Source organism: Martinezella sp. CNPSo 3795 (genome assembly GCF_057784475.1).
Map to the genome: position 1 here is coordinate 544,445 of NZ_JBXSOQ010000001.1, position 19,697 is coordinate 564,141.

The window sequence follows — 19,697 nt, forward strand, 5'->3', positions numbered from 1 at the left end:
ATGGCGCCTTCAAAGGCCGAGTTCCCCACCCTTGTCACCGAGCGGCTGCGGCTTCGCGAAGCGAGTATGGCCGATCGCGACGACTTCCATGCGCTGATTTCGATTCCGGAGGTCACGCGGTTCTCGAATTGGGTTGATGCGCCCAAAATGGCGCAGATTGAACGTTCCCTGCGATGGATGATCAAAATCTTCCCCAAGGGAGCAGGTTGTTCATGGATCATCGAGGATTGGCTTTCAGGCCACTTGCTCGGCGCGATCCGCTTCAATAGCATCGATCGGCGTGCCAAATGCGCCGAACTTGGATATGAGCTGCATCCTTCGGCCTGGGGCAAGGGGCTGATGAGTGAGGCGGCGAAGGCTATCGTCCGGTGCGGCTTCGACGATTTTTCGCTCAATCGCATCGAAGCCTGGACGTTGCCGGGAAACACAGCTTCCGATCGGGTTCTGGAAAAAGCGGGCTTCCAATATGAGGGCACACTGCGGCAGAAGGCGCGGTTCAAAGAGGCCTTCCATGATTTCCGCATGTTTGGCTGCCTGGCCAGCGACCGACAGAACTAGCCTAGTCAGTCCCCTGGCTGATTTCGCCGGTCAGTGTTGCGGTTTGAAAATAGTCTCGGGGCGAGCGCCCGAGCGCCCGCCGGAACATGGCCGAGAAGGCGCTTGGGCTCTCATAGCCGCAGTCCAGCGCGACATCGAGAACACTTCGACCTTCCGCGAGCAAGGTGAGAGCCTTCAGCATGCGTGCCTGTTGTCGCCACCGGCCGAAACTCAGTCCCGTTTCGCGCTGAAATAGCCGCATGAGGGTTGCCCGGCTCATATGCAGCCCATTGGCCGCCTCTTCGATCGAGATTGTGCTCGCAAGATCGCCGAGCAAGGTTTCACAGAACGCCGCAAGCCCCGGATGTTTCGGTAGAGGGAGCTTCAGCGGCTGTGCCGGCAAGAAGGTAAGTTCGAGAAGCAGCAGGTGAATGACTGCCTCCACAACCTCTTTCTGATCGGGTTTGTCGACAAGACCGGCGAGCCGCAGGATGAGTTCGCGCAGCAGCGGGGTGACTTCCACCACCGTGCACTCATTCGGTAACGCATCTCTGCCATTGGGATCGATCAATAATGAGCGAAACTGCACGCTCGTATGGCTTGCCGTCACGTGTTCGAGCTGCGGCGGCAGCCAGACCGCTCGGCTCGGCGGTACGACCCAGGTGCCGCTATCCGTGGTCAAGGAGATCACGCCGCTGACGGCGTAGAGCAGTTGCGCCTGCCTATGGCTGTGGCGAGAACTGGTGAAGCGATGATCGTCATGTGCGATGACGGCGACACCTTCAGCGACATCGGTGCCGTGCTGAAGATAGTACTGATCCTTTTGCGACGATGAATGATCCATACGCGCGAGAATATCAAAGATGTCGACAGTAACCTAGAGTTCCTTTCCAGCAGGATATCTACTTTCGTGTCTGCCGCATCCCACAATCTGCATCGATCGGATCGGCCGCATGGCGCTGCCGTCGCATCGCTGCGCGTGCGGATGGATGCCGACACCTCGTCCTGCATACCCGTTTTTCTTCAGTTTTCCGTTGCATTGCGACTTAGCCGCGGTCGTCGGGCCTGACGGCATCCCGGCGGCCGTATTCTGCTGTCCGCTTTCTCCCCAATTGACCGACATGCAACGGAACGGATCATGCTGAAGAATCCTGAAACCAAATATCGTCCTTTCATCTCGCCCATCGAATTGCCGGATCGGCGATGGCCCAACAGGCGCCTCGCCAAGGCACCCCGCTGGCTGTCAACGGATCTGCGCGACGGAAACCAGGCGCTTGCCAATCCTATGGATGTCGAGCGCAAGCTGCGCTTCTACGACATGCTGCTCGCCTCCGGCTTCAAGGAGATCGAGGTCGCCTTTCCGTCGGCCTCGCAGATCGAGTTCGATTTCGTCCGTGCGCTCATCGAGGAACACCGCATCCCCGAGGATGTGACGATCCAGGTGTTGACCCAATCGCGCGCCGATCTCATCGCGCGCACGTTCGAATCCCTCATCGGCGCCCGCAAAGCCATCGTCCATCTCTACAATGCGACCGCACCACTCTTCCGCCGCGTCGTCTTCGGCATGGAGCGACACGAGATTGTCGACCTTGCCATCAGCGGTGTTACCGCAATGCTGGAGGAAAGCCTGAAGCAGCCGGAGACCGACTGGACCTTCGAATATTCGCCGGAAACCTTCTGCTTCACCGAGCCGGATTTCGCGCTCGAAATCTGCGAGCGCGTGCTCGATGTCTGGCAGCCGACTGCGGAACGCCCAGCCATCCTCAACCTGCCGGCAACGGTGGAAGTGGCGATGCCGAATGTCTATGCAGACCAGATCGAATGGTTCTGCCGCCATATTTCGCGCCGCGATGCCGTCATCATCAGCGTTCATCCGCATAATGATCGCGGTACGGCGGTGGCCTCGGCCGAGCAGGCGCTGCTGGCGGGCGCCGATCGGGTCGAAGGTTGCCTGTTCGGCAATGGCGAGCGTACCGGCAATGTCGATCTGGTGACGCTGGCTCTAAACCTCTACACGCAGGGCATCGATCCCGGCCTGACCTTTCCGTCGATCCGTGAGGTGGTGAAGACGGTGGAATATTGCAACGGTCTGCCCATTCATCCGCGCCACCCTTACGCGGGCGAACTCGTGCACACGGCCTTCTCCGGCTCGCATCAGGATGCGATCCGCAAGGGATTTGCCGCGCATGAGCGGCGCAATGACGGCGTCTGGGAAATGCCCTACCTGCCGGTCGATCCCGCCGATATCGGCGAGAGTTACGAGGCCGTCATTCGCGTCAACAGCCAGTCGGGCAAGGGTGGGGTTGCCTGGGTGATCGAGCAGGACAAGGGCTTGAAGCTGCCGCGCGCCATGCAGGTCGATTTCAGCAGGCGGGTGCAGCTCCTCGCCGATGAGACGAAGCGCGAACTGACGGCCGAAGATATCTGGAAGGCGTTCGTCGACGCCTATCATGTTGACGATTTCGAGCGCTTCGAACTCGTCGATTACGAAGGTGGTTTTCGCAGGGGAACCGGCACCGAGCGCATCTTCACTGGCCGGATTCGCCATGGCAATCAGGATGTCGTCGTCAGCGGTCGCGGCAACGGCCTCGTTTCGGCGGTACTTGCCGCGATTGCCGAGGCCTTCGCAGTGGAGCTGAGCGTCATGGACTATCAGGAGCATGCCCTGCGTCGCGGCAGCGATGCGCAAGCGGCCGCTTATCTGCAATGCGTCCGGCCGGACGGATCGCAGCTCTTCGGCGTCGGTATCGATGCCGATGTTGCGACGGCAACCGTCAAGGCGGTCCTCAGTGCCGCCAGTGCGGCCGGTTGACGATCGTCTGTTCCGCCCGCGCTATCGGCTGCAAATCGGCCGATAGCCGGGCGGCGCCAAGACGCCGGATTGGATCATTCGATTGGCTGCAGCCAGCCCCGATAATGAACGACGGGGCCGATGAGAGGGAGGGCAATCGATACGTCGAAGTGGAAGCGATCGTCCTCCGCCCATTCACGAGCGATGCTTTGGGGCGCCAGAAGGCGCGGCAGCGGAATGCGCAGGAACGACCAGTGTCGCATCTCCATGCTGAGCCCGTTGCCACGGCTAGGAAGATCGAATGCAAAGCGGAAGGGACCGAAGCGTTCGACAAGGTGGCCATTCTCTTCGTTCAAATGGCTGTGGAAGCGCTGGCCGGAAAAATCCCGCGTCCATTCTTCTATGCCGTTGGTTTCCTCGAAGGACACATGTAATGCGTGCTTTCCTGCCGCGGGAAAGCCAAATATTTTCGCGACCAGCCGTGCAAGCGGTGAGCGCCCACGGGTGACGACCGCCTCGCCTCTGGCGCCGCCATCGCCGAAGACCTCGTGCATGGCACGGACCGGTTCGGATAGATGAGCAAATGCAGGCCCCATGACACGCTGATAGAGCGGCATATAGGGTGCTTCCGTCGTTTCCTCGGCAACCGCCAGATCGCGAAACAAGCCCCGGAAATCCTCAAGCGACAGGAGCCTGCCGGCGTGACGGGCGCCGGGCGAAAGACGGCAGTCGCGCAAGGCCCGCGCCAGCAATTGCGCCGGAAGCGTGGGAATTTCCACGCCGTCTCCATTTTCGGCGATCAGGGTCCAGCGACGAGCCTTCATGGTGCCTTGCTCTATGCCCTTGATCTCGATCATCACAGCCGATCGCGCCGTGCCAAGCCTCGCTGTCAGGCGTTGCAACGGCAGCAGAAAGCGGCTGATCTTTCTAAGCGATGTCAGCCAGCCCCAGGCGACCGGCCAGGACAACAGCCAGAGCGCCAAAGACTGAAAGACGAATTCCGGCCCCGCGCGGAAAATGACGCTGGGCTGTCCGGCAAAACTATCGACCAGAAGATCGTGATCCGGCACGTCGGCAAGCGCCACCAGCCGGCGCAGAGCGCGGTGGCCGGAAACCGCATAGGTTTCGCGCTTCAGCATGTGCCAGCCCGTCGCATCCTGCCAGTGCCGGCCGCGCCAGAGCCGCACCGGCTTGCCGACGTAACTCAGGATCGCGGCTGCGACCGAGGCGCCGGCGGTCGCGCGATTGGAGGCGCTGATCGACATTTTTATCGAGCGAACCTCCTCCATGTTCTTGGCAAGGGCGGCTACGACGGCGCCGGAGAGCGCCGGGACGCTCGACGCGCCCGAGATGATGGTGACGCCAGCGGTCTTAGCCTCTTCGTCAAGCGAGCTGATCGCGCCGACGAAATCGCGCGCGTCGGCAAGATCGATATAGTGGATACCGGCCTCTATGCAGGACCGCGGAACTCTCTGCTCACTATATTGGAAAGGGCCTGCCGCATCGATCAACAGAAAGGGTCTGTGCTCCCCGAGGATCGCAGAGATATCGCCATTTCGATCGGCTTGCAGGGCAAGTGCGTTGGGTAATCGAGCGGCGATTGCTTTTGCTGCTTCAAGATTGCGTCCGGCGACCAGAACCTCGAAGCCGTCTTCGGCAAGGCGCCGCGATAGCCGCGCGCCGAACCCGCCATAGCCGCCGAGAACGAGGGTTCTTTTCAAAGTATGCGGCTCGCCTGCTCGGGTGTCGGCAGCCAGCATGTCTCCCGTTTGCCGAAGATGCGATAGCGATTGCGGGCAAGCCAAAGGTAGATCGGGTCGCGCAGCATGCGCGGTACGATGCGCAGTACGGAAATGGCCTTCCAGGGCCAGCCGAGACCGGCATAAATGGCCAGCACCGCGTCACTATCGCGCAGCACCTTCGCGCCGTCGACGATGATGAGGCTATCCGGATCGGTGGGGTCCATGCCGCAGCGGCGATAGAGGGCGATGCCGGTTTCATTCTGCATGGAGGCAAGACGAAAACGGCCGAGGCGATCATGACGCAGCACGAACTGGGCGTTGGCGGTACACAGGACGCACATGGCGTCAAAGACGATGATCGGCCCTTGATAGTCGCTGATGGTGCTTTTGCTCATGTTGGCGGCATTGTTTTCCGTAGACCCGTCTGGTCACAGCTTTGACCGGTTGCATTGTCGCCGTCAATTGCACGTTTCCGTGGGCTGCCATGTCAAACCGGCAAACGACCGCGAGCTTTGCATCGCAGCGCTGGGCAGCGGAAGGATCGAGAGAAGCAAGCCGTTCGATCGCCGGTTGGCATGCGGCCCGATCTGCAAGATCGGGCCGCGCGCATCGCGGAAGAGTAGCTTAGCGATAACGCCAGCCACCATGCCACCACTCGCGATGCACCCAATAGCGATGCCCATCCCAGTAGCCGCGGCCGGGATAGTAGATGCCATAGGCCGGAACCGCCGGCACGACGACCACAGGCCGTCCATCCGGACGGCAGTAGCCATAGGGATTGCGATGCCAGCCGATGCCGCAGCCATCGCGGGCTTCGGCTGGAGAGATGGCCGCAAAGCAGGCGGTCGCGGCGAAAGCCAGCAAAATGATCTTTTTCATGATGTCCTCATTCGTCCTTGAAGAGCTTCAAGCTGTTATCCCTTCAGCGCTTGAACGGGGACGAGCGGCAAATCCGTCGCTGCATAGCGATGATTTTGCATTCGGACGGGAAAGGCTGGCATACGCGGTGCGTAAGCCGGCGAGCGATGCAGGAGAACTGTACTTACCGCGGAATCAGGCCGCGAGATCAGGATCGAATTTCAAGGGCTCGGGATGCGAGGCGAGATTGAGCCGGGCACGATTTTGCTGCAGGCACCGTTTTCCTGCCGATGAGCGGCATGCGCCGGATCAACGCGCGCAGAACGGCGAGAATTGCCTTGTATTGTTCCCCAGGACACAAGCGGCCGCTGGAATCATAGGCAAACAGGAGACGGCGTCGCGCGAATGCATGCGCGAGCCACAGGGCAAAAGCTACGCCGACGCCCCAGCCCATTAGCGTGTCGCTTGCCCAATGTGCGCCGACCCATTGGCGCGACAGGCAGATGAGGACGCCGACAGGCATGAAGACGGGGCGAAGGCGGGGAAAGACCAGCGCCAGCGACATCGCCATGGCGCCGGCCGTTGCCGAATGTCCGGAAGGAAAGGAGGCAAAGTCGGCGTGGAAGGCAAAGGGACGAAAGAAAAAGGCGCCGTTCGTATCCAGGAGTTCCGGCCTGGCGCGACCGATGATGTTCTTTGCGAGCGAATCGACAATGCCGCCGCCGGCCACCGCCAGGAAGACGAAAGCAGCCGCGGTCGCGATGAGATCTGCCCCCGTTCGCATGGATTTCCGCAGCTTATGCGCGGGCGCGAGGATCGCAAATATCAGCAGCGCTCCGCTGAATGAGAGCACCAGAAGCCCGGTGCCGAGGCTGCTGATCCATTTCGCCGTCCCACGCAATTGCGCGGGAAACGATTTCATCCAGATGCCCAAGGGATAATCGGCCGCCCACATGACGAGCAATGATAAGGCGAGGAAGATGGCGATGATAACGATCGGGCGCTCCAGAAATGCGCGATTCGCAGGCGGCTTAATGGTCGGGGTGTTGAAGAAGCAGTGAAGGCCGCCAGCCATGCGTCTGCGACCGGTGTCGGCGGAACGTCCCAGCATTTCTTTTATGGCCTCTCGGCCCCGCTGCCATGCCTGCATAAAGCCGACTTCCATCAATGTCGAAACAGCCGCTCGTGGAGCTGGGCTCACCAATCGCCTTCCGCTCCGTTTCCCTAGGAAGAAGCTGCTACAGCAACACGCTGACAGCGGCCTGAAAGGTCGCGATTGGCGGGTCAGATCTCGGTTGTGTAGGCGGCAAAACCAAAACGCACGGCATCTGCCAGACAGCTTCGATGTTCGGACTGTGCAATCATGGGCTGAAGAAACAACGGTGCCGAAAAAGACTGTGCCATCAACAAGGTAGCCGCCGAATTTCGCGGCCCTGGGCGAAAGTCGCCACGAGGATTGCTTCGATGGCCTTTTTTAGCGACAATTGGGCTAGCGTTCGGTGGGAGGAGCCAAATGCAGCACTATTCCGCACATGCGGATCAGGTTTACGCGTCGGCGCAATCGGCGGCGGCGAGTTCTTCGGTCGTTGCCTCCTGGCGACGGTGCATGGTCATGCATCGTCTGGCGCCGGAAGAGAAGCGTCTGCCGATGCGCTTGACCAGCCAGGAATTTCAAACAGCGCTGGAGCGATCGGAACGGCTGGTTGCCGAAGCGGCCAGTGAACTGGATCGTCTTTTTCTCGCGGTCGGCAAAGCCGGTTGCTGCCTGCTTTTGACCGACCGGGATGGCATCGCACTCGAACGCCGGGGTGCTGCCGGCGACGACAAGGATTTCCACGATCTCGGTCTATGGACGGGATCCGTCTGGACGGAAGCGAGCATCGGCACCAACGGCATCGGTACGGCGCTTGCCGACGAGCGGGCAGTTGCGATCTTCCGTGACCAGCATTTCTTCTGCTCAAACATCAATCTCAGCTGCACCACAGCGCCGATCCGCGATCATCGCGGCCAGCTTGCCGGCGCGCTCGACATTTCCACCTGCCGCGATGACGTGAACGACGCGACACTGGCGATCCTGTCGCAGACGGTGCGCGATGCGGCTGTGCGCATCGAACTCAATCTTTTCCGCAGCGCCTTTGCAGGTGCCCGCTTCGTCATGGTGCCGACGGATACGGCTTCCACCTCAGCACTGCTGGCCGTCGACCGCAACGACCTCGTGCTTGGTGCGACCCGCGCGGCCCGTCTAGCACTGCGGCTCGATGATCACCGCATTGCTGCAGGCATTCCTGCTTCTGACATTCTTAGCGAGCAGGGGGCCGGGAGTGAGGATCTCCTGGAGGCCGAGCGCGCTGCTTTGCTGAGGGCTCTTTCGCGCGCCAACGGCAATGTCTCCCAGGCGGCCGCAGCGCTCGGCATGAGCCGCTCGACGCTGCATCGGAAGATGAACCGCCTCAATCTCCACTGAAGCGCCATCAACGCGCATTCGATCTGGCAGCTGTCGCAGAGTTGCGACACTGTGCGCTGCAGCACGGCAAGCCGCCTCTATCGCCCGCCGCGATATGCCCTCAGACTTCTCCCATCGGTTCGCTTATTGAACCTGCCGACCAAGGGAGGATGGCATGCTGCATCAGAAGATCGTGGAATCTCCGTTCAAACTCAAATATGGCAACTATATTGGCGGCGAGTGGCGCGAGCCGATCGCGGGCAAGTATTTCGACAATCTCACGCCGATAACAGGCGGCAAGATCTGCGAGATACCGCGCTCCGACGAAAAGGACATCAACGCCGCGCTTGATGCCGCCCATGCAGCCAAGGACAAGTGGGGGCGGACGTCTACCACCGAGCGCTCCAATATCCTGATGAAGATCGCCCAGCGCATGGAAGACAAGCTGGAAGTGCTGGCGCAGGCTGAAAGCTGGGACAACGGCAAGCCGATCCGCGAAACCATGGCGGCCGATATCCCGCTCGCCATCGATCACTTCCGCTATTTCGCCTCCTGCATCCGTGCCCAGGAAGGCTCGATTGGCGAGATCGACCACGATACCGTCGCCTACCACTTTCACGAGCCGCTCGGCGTCGTCGGCCAGATCATTCCCTGGAACTTCCCGATCCTCATGGCCGCCTGGAAGCTTGCGCCGGCACTGGCCGCGGGCAACTGCGTCGTCATCAAGCCGGCCGAGCAGACGCCCGCCTCGCTTTTGGTCTGGGCCGAACTGGTCGGCGATCTCCTGCCGCCGGGCGTACTCAATATCGTCAACGGCTTCGGCCTCGAAGCCGGCAAGCCGCTCGCCACCAGCCCGCGCATCGCCAAGATCGCCTTTACCGGCGAAACGACGACGGGTCGGCTCATCATGCAATACGCCAGCCAGAACCTGATCCCCGTCACGCTCGAACTCGGCGGCAAGTCGCCGAACATCTTCTTTGCCGATGTTGCGGCCGAAGACGATGACTTTTTCGACAAGGCGCTTGAGGGCTTTGCGATGTTTGCGCTTAACCAGGGCGAGGTCTGCACATGCCCGAGCCGAGCGCTGATTCAGGAATCAGTCTACGACCGCTTCATGGAGCGTGCCGTCAAGCGCGTGGAAGCCATCAAGCAGGGCAATCCGCTTGATGCCGCAACCATGATCGGCGCCCAGGCATCGAGCGAGCAGATGGAGAAGATTCTCTCCTATCTCGATATCGGCCGGCAGGAAGGTGCCGAGGTACTGGCGGGTGGCGGTCGTGCCGATCTCGGCGGCGAGCTGTCGAGCGGCTACTACATCAAGCCGACCATCTTCAAGGGCCACAACAAGATGCGCGTGTTCCAGGAGGAAATCTTCGGTCCGGTCGTATCGGTCACGACGTTCAAGGATGAGAGGGAAGCGCTTGAGATCGCGAACGATACGCTCTACGGCCTCGGTGCCGGCGTATGGACCCGCGACGGCAATCGCGCCTATCGCTTTGGTCGCGAGATCCAGGCCGGCCGCGTCTGGACGAATTGCTATCACGCCTATCCGGCCCACGCCGCTTTCGGCGGCTACAAGCAATCGGGCATCGGACGTGAGACGCACAAGATGATGCTCGATCACTATCAGCAGACCAAGAATATGCTGGTGAGCTACAGCCCGAAGGCTCTGGGCTTCTTCTGAGACCTCCCAACGGAAGCTGACAAGGCTCCCGGCTGCGGCCGGGAGCCTTCGAGTATTCGCACATTGGGGATGGAGGATCATCATGGACGATAATGGGTCGGAACCGCGGGTGCTTGCGACCGAGAAGGCACTTGAGCTTATCCGCGAGATACAGAAGGACCATCCCGATATCCTGTTTCATCAGTCGGACGGGTGCTGCGACGGCTCTTCGCCGATGTGCTATCCGGCCAACGAATTCATGATTGGCGACAATGACGTCAAGCTCGGCGAGATCGGCGGTGTGCCCGTCTATATCAGCGGCAGTCAGTTCGAGGCGTGGAAACACACGCAGCTCGTCATCGATGTCGTACCGGGACGCGGCGGCATGTTCTCGCTCGACAATAGGCGGGAGAAACGATTTCTCACACGCTCGCGCCTCTTCGGCGGTGGCGAAGCCTGCGTAATCCCGGACATCAACCGTGCGCCGGTGCAATAGGCGGGGCCATAAACGGCGTGTAGTATTCGCCTAATACCTGCGACCGCAGACACTTTGCTAAAGTGCCGTCCGTTGGTTTTCAGGGAGGAAGACGATGCCAGCAGCAAAGATCCTGATGATTACAGGTGATTTCACCGAAGACTACGAGACCATGGTGCCGTTCCAGACGCTGCTTGCCTGCGGCTACACGGTCCATGCCGTCTGCCCTGGCAAGAATGCCGGCGAGACGGTGGCAACGGCCATTCATGATTTCGAAGGCGATCAGACCTATTCCGAGAAGCGCGGTCATAATTTTGCATTGAATGCGACATTCGCCAGCATCCGCGCCGAAGATTACGATGCGCTCGTCATTCCGGGCGGCCGTGCGCCGGAATATCTGCGCCTGAATCCAGACGTCATCAAGGCTGTTCAGCACTTCTTCGAGGCGGGCAAGCCGGTTGCCGCCATCTGCCACGGCGCGCAGCTGTTAGCCGCGGCCGGTGTCCTCAAGGGACGCACCTGCTCGGCCTATCCCGCGTGCCGGCCCGAGGTGGAACTTGCCGGCGGCATTTATGCCGACATCGCCATCAATGATGCAGTTGCCGACGGCAACCTCGTGACTGCACCCGCATGGCCGGCGCATCCGTCATGGCTGCGCCAATTCATGGCCGTGCTGGATGCCAATGCCTTGTCGTCAGCAAACGCTGCTTGAACTTGAGGGGAGACGCGCATGTGCGAATTGTTCATCAAGGCCGATGCCAGGCTCTGGGAAAGCACCACGCGCTCCCTGCGCATCGATGGCATGGTGACCAGTGTCCGGCTGGAAAATTTCTTCTGGTCGAAGCTGGAGGAAATCGCGCGACGTGACGGAATGAATGTGGTGCAGCTGATCACCAAGCTGCACCACGAATCCATCGACGCCGGCCACGATCTCGGCAATTTCACCTCGTTCCTGCGGGTGTGCTGCGCCCGCTATCTCGACCTGCAGCTGGCCGGCGACATTTCCAGCGATCTTTCCCAGCCGATCGCTGGTGTGGACGCGCCCGCCATCCTCGGTCGCGAGCGCCTGAAGTATCATTGAGCGTATTGCTATGCAGCGCCCGAGAGCCGGTTCTCGGGCGTCTTTGCATCCGACAATCGTTCGGCAATCAGCCGTGCCGCCGCATCAGCAGCGGTTTCCATGTAGCTCGGATCGCGATGGAGCAGGACCACCGCAAATGAACCGTCGAGGAGCAGCATGATCTGGCGCGCGAGCGGCAGGGCATTGTTGCCCGCGCCCGCCTCCACGAAGACCGATCCCAGCCACTCCTCAACCCGCTTCTTGTGAGCGCGCGCCGCAACCAGCGCGGGATGGCCGGGAAGGTTGATGAGTTCCACCGAAGTCCGCAAAAAACCACAGCCCTTCCATTTGGCGCTGCGTGCCGATTGCGCCAGCTGGCGGAAAATGCCGGCAACCTTTTCTGAAATGTCGCCTTCGGTTTCTTCGAACCAGCGTTTGAAGAAGGCAAGGTTCGGCTCGTCGCGCGCCTGCAGATGGGCGGCGATCAGGTCGTCCTTGCTGCGGAAATGATAATAGAGGGTGCGCTTGGTGACGCCTGCCTTCTCGGCGATGGCGTCGACACTGATCGCGCGGATGCCGTCGCTGTGGAAGAGTTTTGCGGCGGCCTGAAGAATACGCTCGCGTGTCGGCAGGGAACTGTCTCTCATGGCTCAATGTATACCGGGTAGTGAATATACACAACGCGGCGATCGTCCCATCTTGACGCCCATGAGCCAGCAACCTCGACCATCCTTGAATGAAGACAGTCTTTCGATTTCCATCCCCTGTCGGGATGACGTCGTTCTCGGTGGCCGCCTTTGGCTGGCGGAGACGAAAAGGCCGGAAGGCAGCGTCATCATCAACCCGGCCACCGGAGTTCTCGCACGCTATTATCACCGCTATGCGCAATTTCTGGTGCGGCATGGGTTCGATGTCCTGACCTTCGATTATCGCGGCATCGGCCAGTCGCGCCCGCAACGGCTGCGTGGGTCCCGTTATCGCTGGCGGGATTGGGGCGAGCGGGATTTCGATGCCGCGCTTCGGCTGATGTCCGATCACCGTCGCAACGGTCCGCTTTTGGTGGTGGGTCATAGCGTCGGCGGATTCCTGCCGGGATTGGCTGAGAATGCTCCGGAGATCGACAGGATGCTGACGGTCGGAGCTCAATATGCCTGGTGGGGCGATTACATGCCGAGCAGGCGGGCCGCTCTGTTCCTCAAATGGCATGTGGCTATGCCTGCGATGACTGCGCTCTGCGGCTATTTCCCGGGCCGGCGGCTTGGCTGGCTGGAGGATCTGCCGAAAGGTGTGGCAAACGAGTGGAGCTTTCGTGGCCCCCGGTTCGAGCGCAGCCATCCTGTGGGCGAGAGGCGGGAGGTGCTACGGCGAATGAGCGCCGTGAAAGCATTGATCCTGGCCGTTGCGGTTTCGGACGACGAACTTGGCACCGTACCGGCAATTCGCCGCACACTGAATTACTATACCGGCGCGCAACGTCAGTCGGTGCTGCTCCGTCCGGCTGATTTTGGTCGGGACGCAATCGGCCATTTCGGCCTCTTTCACGATAGCCATGCTGCCGGTTTCTGGGTCGATACGCTGTCGTGGCTTCGGGAGGGCCGTAATCCCTGGCCGGCATCCGAGCTGAAATAGCAAAGCCGAGTATCCGCATCGGCGCACCACTTCGCGCTTGTTGCATCGGCTGATTGTCTCGGGTAGATGCCATTCACAGATCGTGAATGAGATGAAAGCTAGGCATTTGCCGGCTTTGGAATACTCAAGAAACTTGCAGAATGGAGTTTGGCATGACCAGCCAAAATGACGAATATGTCTATGACGAAGTGACCGGCGAGTGGCGACCTGCCGCGGAGATGGCAGCGGCTGCCGTCGCTACGGAGCTTGTCGTTCACGATGCAAGCGGCAACGTCCTCGCCGATGGCGACTCCGTCACCCTCATCAAGGATTTGAAAGTGAAGGGCGCCAATCAGACTTTGAAGCAGGGTACCGTTATCAAGTCGATTCGACTGACCGACAATCCTGAAGAAGTCGATTGCCGTTACGACGGGATCAAGGGTTTGGTTCTTCGCACCGAGTTCATACGCAAGCGCTAGAACTGTTCCTCCCTCTTCGCATTGCAAAATTGAACGATATCGGGCCGATTATCCGGATTCCCGAATTGTAAAATTGGAAATTGGTGCTTATCTCCTTTGCTGGATGCTTTTACATAACCTGCACGGGTATGTAACGGTTGCAGGCCGGCTGGGGGATTATGCATGCATCTTGAAGACTATGCCGCACTCGGCCGCTCGGAGTTGCGCGTCAGTCCGCTTGCGCTCGGAACCATGACTTTCGATAAGGGGTTCATCCGGCATTCGCATGAAAATCAACCTGCGGCGATCCTGACGCGCTATCTCGAACTCGGTGGCAATTATCTCGATACCGGCAACGGAGCGATGAAAGCGGGCGGCCAGACGGTCGTCGGCAGCTATGTCGCACAAAACTCGATCCGGCGCGATCGTCTTGTCATCGCAGCCAAATTCGATGTCGCGCGACATGGCGAAAGGCTTGGCCGCAAAGCCGTGATCGACGGCTTCGAGGAGACCCTTCGTCGGCTGCGCACCGACTATCTCGACCTCTATTGGCTGAACAATTGGGACATACAGGCGCCTTTGGAAGAAATGCTGGAGGCGCTCCACGATCTCGTTCAGTCGGGAAAGCTGCGTTATTTCGGCATTTCAGATACGCCGGCCTGGAAGGTAGCGCATGCCCATCTCCTGTCGCAGTCCAACGGCTGGGCTCCATTCATCGGTTTGCAGATCGAATATTCGCTTGCCGCACGGCTGTTTGAAATCGAGCTCATTCCCTTGGCGCGCGGGTTGGGGCTTGGCGTCGTCTCGCATTCGCCATTGAGCGGCGGCCTCATCAGCGGCCGATATACGCGTGCCAACAATGCGGGCGCAAGAACAGGGCATGCGGCGCAATTGATGCAACGGCCCGACGAACAGGATCTTGAAATCGTCGACGCCCTGTTCCGCGTTGCCGATGAACTCGGTACGACGACCGCACGCGTCGCCCTTGCCTGGGCAATGGCGCGCCTTGGCGTATCTTCGACGATTATCGGCGTCCATACGCTGAAGCAACTCAATGAGGATATCGGTGCGCTCGAAGTCCGGCTCTCGCCCGAACAGACAGCGACGCTGGATGCGCTTACCATTCCCAATCACACCATCGCCCTGCCGTTGCCGTTGCAGAATGCCGCGCCTCTGTGCTGCGTCGATTGAACTCCCAGCACGTGTTTGAGGAGTTAGTGTAACGAAGTCGCATTACTCCAAATGCCAGCGTGTGCTTAATTTCGGTAATACTTAAAGTAATTTCATTAATATTGATGTCTTACGCTAGCGGTTGGATAGCTCAACCGATGGTTACCGATGTCAGAAGCAGGAAGACCGCCCCATATTCCGGCCCTAGATGGATGGCGTGGACTGGCCGTCTTTCTGGTGTTGATGGGTCATTTCGGCGGTGACAACTACCTGCCCGGTCTTGGATCCGCCGGTGTTGATCTATTTTTTGTCCTCTCAGGACGGCTTATGGCCGAGATCCTTTTCGTCAGGGAGATGCCTTTGGGCATTTTCTTCTTTCGGCGTTTCAGCCGCGTCTATCCGACTTTGTTTATATTTGTTTTGGTGAATGCAGCGATCTTCTCCTCAACGTCGCTTGCACCCGATCTTGCGGGTGTGCTCGCCGCGCTTTCTTTCACGCTGAACTACTTTATAATTACGAGCCATACTTTCATTTCGATATTCGATCACATTTGGTCATTATGCGTCGAAGAGCACAGCTATCTTCTGCTCGGACTGCTGGCCTTTGGCTTGCGCGATGCCGGCAACAAATTCGTGGGATTTTCCCTGTTGTTACTTGGTCTTACCGCACTTGCCACCGGCATTTTGCAATATGACGTTTACGGGCAAAATCCATTTATCGTCTTTTGGTCGAGCCAAGTGGCGGCAGCGCCAATTTTGATTTCTGCCGCGTTGTTCCTGCTGATCGGGCAGCGAAGCTGCGGATTATCCCTGGAATGGTTGGTACCTTTGATATTTTTCTGCGGCTTGGCCGCACGCTTGTTCGCGGACGCCGCCTGGCTGTTTTTTGGCGTTAAAACCTTGTTGCTGGCGATCAGCGTATGTTCGATCGGGAGTGCTACTCGCTTCTCTAAGATTTTATTTGAAGGCTCTGCCATCCGGCGACTTGGGCGGATGTCGTTCTCAATATATTTATGGCAGCAACCGTTTTACGTACTGGCTCGGCTAGATCGCTTGGCCGAACTGCCTGCGCTTGTCATAGCCGTATGCCTCGGGTTGCTTAGCTACTATCTGATCGAGCAGCCGGCACGCACGGGATTGAATGCGTGGTTCGAAAGAAGCAAGCGGCAAAATGCCGTCTCTGAGACCGGTTGAAAAGGGCGCGATCACCTTTGATCGCGCCCGATATCTTGCATCAAGCGATGTCGAAGCGGTCGGCGTTCATGACCTTGGTCCATGCCGCAACGAAGTCCTGGACGAACTTCTTCTCGGCATCGGACTGGCCGTAGACTTCGGCGATCGCGCGCAGCTGCGAGTTGGAGCCGAAAACGAGATCGACGCGCGTGGCGGTCCACTTCACGTCGCCCGTCGCGCGGTCCCGTCCCTCGAAGACGTCTTTGGCATCCGAAACCGCCTTCCACTCCGTGCCCATGTCGAGCAGGTTCACGAAGAAGTCGTTGGTCAGCGTTTCCGGACGCTTGGTGAAGACGCCGTGCTGGCTCTGACCAACATTGGCGTTCAGCACACGCAGGCCGCCGATGAGGGCGGTCATTTCCGGCGCCGTCAGCGTCAGCAGCTGTGCCTTGTCGATCAGCAGTTCTTCGGAAGAGACGGTGTAGGCCTGCCGCTGGTAGTTGCGGAAGCCATCGACGATCGGTTCGAGAACGGCGAAGGCCTCGACGTCGGTCTGTTCCTGCGTCGCATCGGTACGGCCGGGAGCGAAGGGGACGACCAGGTCATGACCGGCCTTCTTCGCAGCCTGTTCGATAGCGACCGAGCCGCCGAGAACGATCAGATCGGCAAGCGATACCGTCTTTCCACCGGTCTGAGCATCGTTGAACTTCTTCTGGATGCCTTCGAGCGTCGCCAGCACGGAAGCGAGCTGGGCCGGCTGGTTGGCTTCCCAGTCCTTCTGCGGAGCAAGACGGATGCGAGCGCCGTTTGCGCCGCCGCGCTTGTCCGAGCCGCGGAACGTCGAAGCTGAAGCCCAGGCTGTCGAAACCAGCTGCGGAATGGTGAGACCCGATGCAGCAATCTCGGCCTTGAGGACAGCGACATCGTTGGCATCGATCGATGCGGGACCGGCAGCCGGGATTGGGTCCTGCCAGATGAGCTCTTCGCTCGGCACTTCCGGACCGAGATAACGAACACGCGGCCCCATGTCGCGATGAGTCAGCTTGAACCATGCGCGGGCGAAGGCATCGGCGAACTCATCCGGATTTTCGAAGAAGCGGCGAGAAATCTTCTCATAGGCCGGATCGAAGCGCAGGGCGAGGTCGGTCGTCAGCATCGACGGCGCATGACGCTTGGACTTGTCGTGCGCGTCGGGGATCGAGCCGGCGCCGGCGCCGTGCTTCGGCACCCACTGATGCGCGCCAGCAGGGCTCTTCGTCAGTTCCCATTCATAGCCGAACAGGTTCCAGAAGAAGTTGTTGCTCCACTTGGTAGGCGTCGAGGTCCAGGTGACTTCGAGACCGCTGCCGATCGTGTCGCCGCCCTTGCCAGTGCCGAAGCTGTTCTTCCAGCCGAGGCCCTGTTCTTCGATGCCGGCTGCTTCCGGCTCGGGGCCGACATGGGCGGCATCGCCTGCGCCATGCGTCTTGCCGAAGGTATGGCCGCCGGCGATGAGGGCGACGGTCTCCTCGTCGTTCATTGCCATGCGGGCGAAGGTCTCGCGGATGTCGCGTGCGGCTGCAAGCGGGTCCGGATTGCCGTTCGGTCCCTCAGGATTGACGTAGATGAGGCCCATCTGCACGGCTGCGAGCGGGTTTTCCAGATCGCGATCGCCGCTGTAGCGCTTGTCGCCGAGCCAAGTGTCTTCCGCGCCCCAATAGATGTCTTCTTCCGGTTCCCAGACATCTTCACGACCGCCGCCGAAGCCGAAGGTCTTGAAGCCCATCGATTCCAGCGCAACGTTGCCCGTCAGGATCATGAGGTCGGCCCAGGAGATGCTATTGCCGTATTTCTGCTTGATCGGCCAGAGCAGGCGGCGGGCCTTATCGAGGTTGACGTTATCCGGCCAGCTGTTGAGCGGAGCGAAACGCTGCGTGCCGGAGGAGGCGCCACCGCGGCCGTCGCCCGTGCGGTAGGTGCCGGCGCTATGCCAGGCCATGCGGATGAAGAGCGGACCGTAGTGACCGAAGTCGGCTGGCCACCAATCCTGCGAATCCGTCATAAGGGCGGTGAGGTCCTTCTTCAGGGCCTCCAGATCGAGCTTCTTGAATTCCTCGGCGTAGTTGAACGCCTTGCCCATCGGGCTGGAAAGGGCCGAATTCTGGTGAAGAATCCGAAGGTTCAGCTGATTCGGCCACCAGTCTCGGTTCGAACGTGCGGAAACGCTCGTGTTTCCATGCGGAAACGGACATTTGCCGGCAGTTTCGACTTTTGTATCCATGATACTCTCCCTTACGATGATTTGATTTGTGACGACCGGAGAAGGAGCTTTGCCAGCCCGCCGGAAAATGGCCCGGTTCTAAAACGGGTATGGCAGCGACATGTCAGACGCATGAATCTCTCGTTGTTCTGGCCTCGCGTGAAACGGAGACGTGGAAGCAGGCAAAGCTTGGGTCCCCTGCCTTCCGACCGGCCCGTGCATCGATGGACTGAACGCAGTCAATGCTCTCAATATGAGCTTCGTATGACAGGCGGCCGCATCTCATCTCTGCTGCGGCACTATAGCCAAGCCTTTCCATTAATTTAAGTTGGATTTCCTGATTGGCACGATAAGATGGGCTTATGGCAAACTTCACGCTCAAACAGCTTCGCTATTTCGAAGCGCTGGCTCGGCTCGGCCACTTCGGACGTGCGGCCGATCTATGCGCGATCTCCCAGCCCGCCTTGTCGATGCAGATCAAGGAGCTGGAGGAGCAGCTCGGCACGGACCTCTTCGAAAGAGGCGCGCGCCAGGTCCGGCTGACCAATTTCGGGGAAGCTTTCGCGATTCGCGTCCGCGACATCCTGCGCTCCGTCGACGAGCTGGGAGATCTTGCCCGCGCATCGCATAATCAGCCCGTGGGACGGTTGCGGATCGGCATCATCCCCACGGTCGCGCCCTATCTCTTGCCGAGCATCATCGGCAACCTCACCCGTATCTATGACGGGCTTGATATCCATGTGCGTGAGACCCTGACCTCGAAACTGGTCGAGGAGCTGGAGGAGGGGAGGCTGGATACCGCGATCGTCGCCCTGCCGATCTCCGAAACATCGCTCACGGAAGTGCCGCTATTTGCGGAAAACTTCGTACTCGTGCGGCCGAGCGAGGACGAGGGCAAGCCGGTGCCCAACCGGGAAGCGCTTCGCGAAATGCGGCTGCTGCTCCTGGAGGAAGGACACTGCTTTCGCGATCAGGCGCTCTCCTTTTGCAACATCCACTCAGCCCTGCCGCGGGAGCTGATGGACGGCAGCTCGCTGTCGACGCTGGTGCAGATGGTCAGCGCCGGCATCGGCGTCACTCTGATACCAGAGATGGCGGTAGCCGTGGAAACCCGCTCGGCCTCGGTGTCGACGGTGCGCTTCCAAAGCCCGCAGCCCTCACGCACCATCGGCATGATCTGGCGCAGGACGAGCCCTCTCGCCAAGCAGCTTCTGCAGATTTCCGAAGTGGTCCGTGAGGCGGCCGATGCCATGCGCGAACAACACGATTCAATCTGGCGCGCGCAAGACCTGGAGCTCGAAGGGCGATTGCAACCGCCGGCTGCTCGCCGTCCCGGCTTTGGCACCATCGATGATCCGGCTTCGCATCGGTAAGCTCCGCATTGCGCATTAACGCTATTTGGATCTTTTCCACAGAAGGTGATATTTCAAACGATTGAAAATATTCTAATCGTTTAAATATTTTAATAGCTTGATTTACA

General features: G+C 59.8%; 19 protein-coding genes. 12 read left to right on the top strand and 7 right to left on the bottom strand.

Translation table 11 applies throughout. From position 1 onward, the window contains the following. Window positions 1-558: a GNAT family N-acetyltransferase gene (locus AC13QY_RS02570; protein ID WP_113350573.1), complete on the top strand. Its 558-nt coding sequence runs from the start codon at window positions 1-3 to the stop codon at window positions 556-558. A gap of 1 nt (window position 559) precedes the next feature. Here the strand turns inward: AC13QY_RS02570 and AC13QY_RS02575 are convergent, their stop codons facing one another. After that, window positions 560-1,381 (bottom strand): AraC family transcriptional regulator, encoded by an 822-nt coding sequence (locus tag AC13QY_RS02575; RefSeq protein ID WP_113350572.1) that lies wholly within the window; start codon window positions 1,379-1,381, stop codon window positions 560-562. Window positions 1,382-1,675: 294 nt separating this feature from the next. Here AC13QY_RS02575 and leuA point away from each other — a divergent pair, with 294 nt between their 5' ends. Then, window positions 1,676-3,349, top strand: a complete 1,674-nt coding sequence (leuA, locus tag AC13QY_RS02580; RefSeq protein WP_152095424.1) for a 2-isopropylmalate synthase — start codon at window positions 1,676-1,678, stop codon at window positions 3,347-3,349. Window positions 3,350-3,423: 74 nt separating this feature from the next. Here the strand turns inward: leuA and AC13QY_RS02585 are convergent, their stop codons facing one another. From AC13QY_RS02585 to AC13QY_RS02600, 4 genes are all read right to left on the bottom strand, one after another. Then, window positions 3,424-5,049 (bottom strand): saccharopine dehydrogenase family protein, encoded by a 1,626-nt coding sequence (locus tag AC13QY_RS02585; protein WP_233788575.1) that lies wholly within the window; start codon window positions 5,047-5,049, stop codon window positions 3,424-3,426. Continuing rightward, window positions 5,046-5,465 carry a thiol-disulfide oxidoreductase DCC family protein gene (locus AC13QY_RS02590; protein ID WP_113350569.1) on the bottom strand — a complete coding sequence of 140 codons (420 nt, stop codon included), beginning with the start codon at window positions 5,463-5,465 and terminating at the stop codon, window positions 5,046-5,048. Before AC13QY_RS02590 ends, AC13QY_RS02585 begins: the two co-directional genes overlap by 4 nt. 229 nt (window positions 5,466-5,694) lie before the next feature. After that, a complete protein-coding gene (locus AC13QY_RS02595; protein ID WP_113329682.1) occupies window positions 5,695-5,949 on the bottom strand; it encodes a GCG_CRPN prefix-to-repeats domain-containing protein in 255 nt (84 codons plus the stop codon). A gap of 187 nt (window positions 5,950-6,136) precedes the next feature. After that, a complete protein-coding gene (locus tag AC13QY_RS02600) occupies window positions 6,137-7,039 on the bottom strand; it encodes a phosphatase PAP2 family protein (protein WP_233788576.1) in 903 nt (300 codons plus the stop codon). Between the two features lie 402 nt (window positions 7,040-7,441). On the opposite strand from AC13QY_RS02600, the gene AC13QY_RS02605 reads away from it, so the two are divergent. The 5 genes from AC13QY_RS02605 to AC13QY_RS02625 all read left to right on the top strand — a co-directional run bounded on the left by AC13QY_RS02605 (window position 7,442) and on the right by AC13QY_RS02625 (window position 11,590). Next, window positions 7,442-8,392, top strand: coding sequence for a GAF domain-containing protein (locus AC13QY_RS02605; protein WP_113329684.1), 951 nt, complete (start codon window positions 7,442-7,444; stop codon window positions 8,390-8,392). A 154-nt stretch (window positions 8,393-8,546) separates the two neighbouring features. Beyond that, window positions 8,547-10,055, top strand: coding sequence for an aldehyde dehydrogenase (adh, locus tag AC13QY_RS02610; protein WP_113350566.1), 1,509 nt, complete (start codon window positions 8,547-8,549; stop codon window positions 10,053-10,055). Window positions 10,056-10,137: 82 nt separating this feature from the next. Next, entirely contained in the window at window positions 10,138-10,530 is a 393-nt protein-coding gene (locus AC13QY_RS02615; protein ID WP_145633978.1) for a DUF779 domain-containing protein, read from the top strand. A 94-nt stretch (window positions 10,531-10,624) separates the two neighbouring features. Next, window positions 10,625-11,221, top strand: a complete 597-nt coding sequence (locus AC13QY_RS02620; protein WP_113329687.1) for a DJ-1/PfpI family protein — start codon at window positions 10,625-10,627, stop codon at window positions 11,219-11,221. 18 nt (window positions 11,222-11,239) lie between these two features. Further along, entirely contained in the window at window positions 11,240-11,590 is a 351-nt protein-coding gene (locus AC13QY_RS02625) for a ribbon-helix-helix domain-containing protein (protein ID WP_004124790.1), read from the top strand. Between the two features lie 8 nt (window positions 11,591-11,598). Here the strand turns inward: AC13QY_RS02625 and AC13QY_RS02630 are convergent, their stop codons facing one another. Then, a complete protein-coding gene (locus AC13QY_RS02630; protein WP_113350564.1) occupies window positions 11,599-12,216 on the bottom strand; it encodes a TetR/AcrR family transcriptional regulator in 618 nt (205 codons plus the stop codon). Window positions 12,217-12,277: 61 nt separating this feature from the next. On the opposite strand from AC13QY_RS02630, the gene AC13QY_RS02635 reads away from it, so the two are divergent. From AC13QY_RS02635 to AC13QY_RS02650, 4 genes are all read left to right on the top strand, one after another. Further along, entirely contained in the window at window positions 12,278-13,198 is a 921-nt protein-coding gene (locus AC13QY_RS02635; protein ID WP_246661125.1) for an alpha/beta hydrolase family protein, read from the top strand. Between the two features lie 140 nt (window positions 13,199-13,338). Next, window positions 13,339-13,656 carry a zinc ribbon domain-containing protein YjdM gene (locus tag AC13QY_RS02640; protein WP_113350562.1) on the top strand — a complete coding sequence of 106 codons (318 nt, stop codon included), beginning with the start codon at window positions 13,339-13,341 and terminating at the stop codon, window positions 13,654-13,656. Window positions 13,657-13,818: 162 nt separating this feature from the next. Further along, on the top strand, window positions 13,819-14,826 hold the full coding sequence (locus AC13QY_RS02645; protein WP_113350561.1) for an aldo/keto reductase: 1,008 nt from the start codon (window positions 13,819-13,821) through the stop codon (window positions 14,824-14,826). A gap of 147 nt (window positions 14,827-14,973) precedes the next feature. Then, window positions 14,974-15,999 (top strand): acyltransferase family protein, encoded by a 1,026-nt coding sequence (locus tag AC13QY_RS02650; RefSeq protein ID WP_113420135.1) that lies wholly within the window; start codon window positions 14,974-14,976, stop codon window positions 15,997-15,999. A 40-nt stretch (window positions 16,000-16,039) separates the two neighbouring features. Here the strand turns inward: AC13QY_RS02650 and katG are convergent, their stop codons facing one another. Further along, window positions 16,040-18,238, bottom strand: a complete 2,199-nt coding sequence (gene katG / locus AC13QY_RS02655) for a catalase/peroxidase HPI (protein ID WP_113350559.1) — start codon at window positions 18,236-18,238, stop codon at window positions 16,040-16,042. Window positions 18,239-18,579: 341 nt separating this feature from the next. Between katG and AC13QY_RS02660 the strand changes: the two genes are divergently transcribed. Next, window positions 18,580-19,590 (top strand): hydrogen peroxide-inducible genes activator, encoded by a 1,011-nt coding sequence (locus tag AC13QY_RS02660; RefSeq protein ID WP_113350558.1) that lies wholly within the window; start codon window positions 18,580-18,582, stop codon window positions 19,588-19,590. Window positions 19,591-19,697 lie beyond the last annotated feature (107 nt).

Bases quoted from the DNA above. Each gene is read 5' to 3' on its own strand.
- AC13QY_RS02570 (WP_113350573.1), top strand. From the start codon at position 1: ATGGCGCCTTCAAAGGCCGAGTTCCCCACCCTTGTCACCGAGCGGCTG.
- AC13QY_RS02575 (WP_113350572.1), bottom strand. From the start codon at position 1,381: ATGGATCATTCATCGTCGCAAAAGGATCAGTACTATCTTCAGCACGGC.
- leuA (WP_152095424.1), top strand. From the start codon at position 1,676: ATGCTGAAGAATCCTGAAACCAAATATCGTCCTTTCATCTCGCCCATC.
- AC13QY_RS02590 (WP_113350569.1), bottom strand. From the start codon at position 5,465: ATGAGCAAAAGCACCATCAGCGACTATCAAGGGCCGATCATCGTCTTT.
- AC13QY_RS02595 (WP_113329682.1), bottom strand. From the start codon at position 5,949: ATGAAAAAGATCATTTTGCTGGCTTTCGCCGCGACCGCCTGCTTTGCG.
- AC13QY_RS02600 (WP_233788576.1), bottom strand. From the start codon at position 7,039: ATGCTGGGACGTTCCGCCGACACCGGTCGCAGACGCATGGCTGGCGGC.
- AC13QY_RS02605 (WP_113329684.1), top strand. From the start codon at position 7,442: ATGCAGCACTATTCCGCACATGCGGATCAGGTTTACGCGTCGGCGCAA.
- adh (WP_113350566.1), top strand. From the start codon at position 8,547: ATGCTGCATCAGAAGATCGTGGAATCTCCGTTCAAACTCAAATATGGC.
- AC13QY_RS02615 (WP_145633978.1), top strand. From the start codon at position 10,138: ATGGACGATAATGGGTCGGAACCGCGGGTGCTTGCGACCGAGAAGGCA.
- AC13QY_RS02620 (WP_113329687.1), top strand. From the start codon at position 10,625: ATGCCAGCAGCAAAGATCCTGATGATTACAGGTGATTTCACCGAAGAC.
- AC13QY_RS02625 (WP_004124790.1), top strand. From the start codon at position 11,240: ATGTGCGAATTGTTCATCAAGGCCGATGCCAGGCTCTGGGAAAGCACC.
- AC13QY_RS02630 (WP_113350564.1), bottom strand. From the start codon at position 12,216: ATGAGAGACAGTTCCCTGCCGACACGCGAGCGTATTCTTCAGGCCGCC.
- AC13QY_RS02635 (WP_246661125.1), top strand. From the start codon at position 12,278: ATGAGCCAGCAACCTCGACCATCCTTGAATGAAGACAGTCTTTCGATT.
- AC13QY_RS02640 (WP_113350562.1), top strand. From the start codon at position 13,339: ATGGAGTTTGGCATGACCAGCCAAAATGACGAATATGTCTATGACGAA.
- AC13QY_RS02645 (WP_113350561.1), top strand. From the start codon at position 13,819: ATGCATCTTGAAGACTATGCCGCACTCGGCCGCTCGGAGTTGCGCGTC.
- AC13QY_RS02650 (WP_113420135.1), top strand. From the start codon at position 14,974: ATGTCAGAAGCAGGAAGACCGCCCCATATTCCGGCCCTAGATGGATGG.
- katG (WP_113350559.1), bottom strand. From the start codon at position 18,238: ATGGATACAAAAGTCGAAACTGCCGGCAAATGTCCGTTTCCGCATGGA.
- AC13QY_RS02660 (WP_113350558.1), top strand. From the start codon at position 18,580: ATGGCAAACTTCACGCTCAAACAGCTTCGCTATTTCGAAGCGCTGGCT.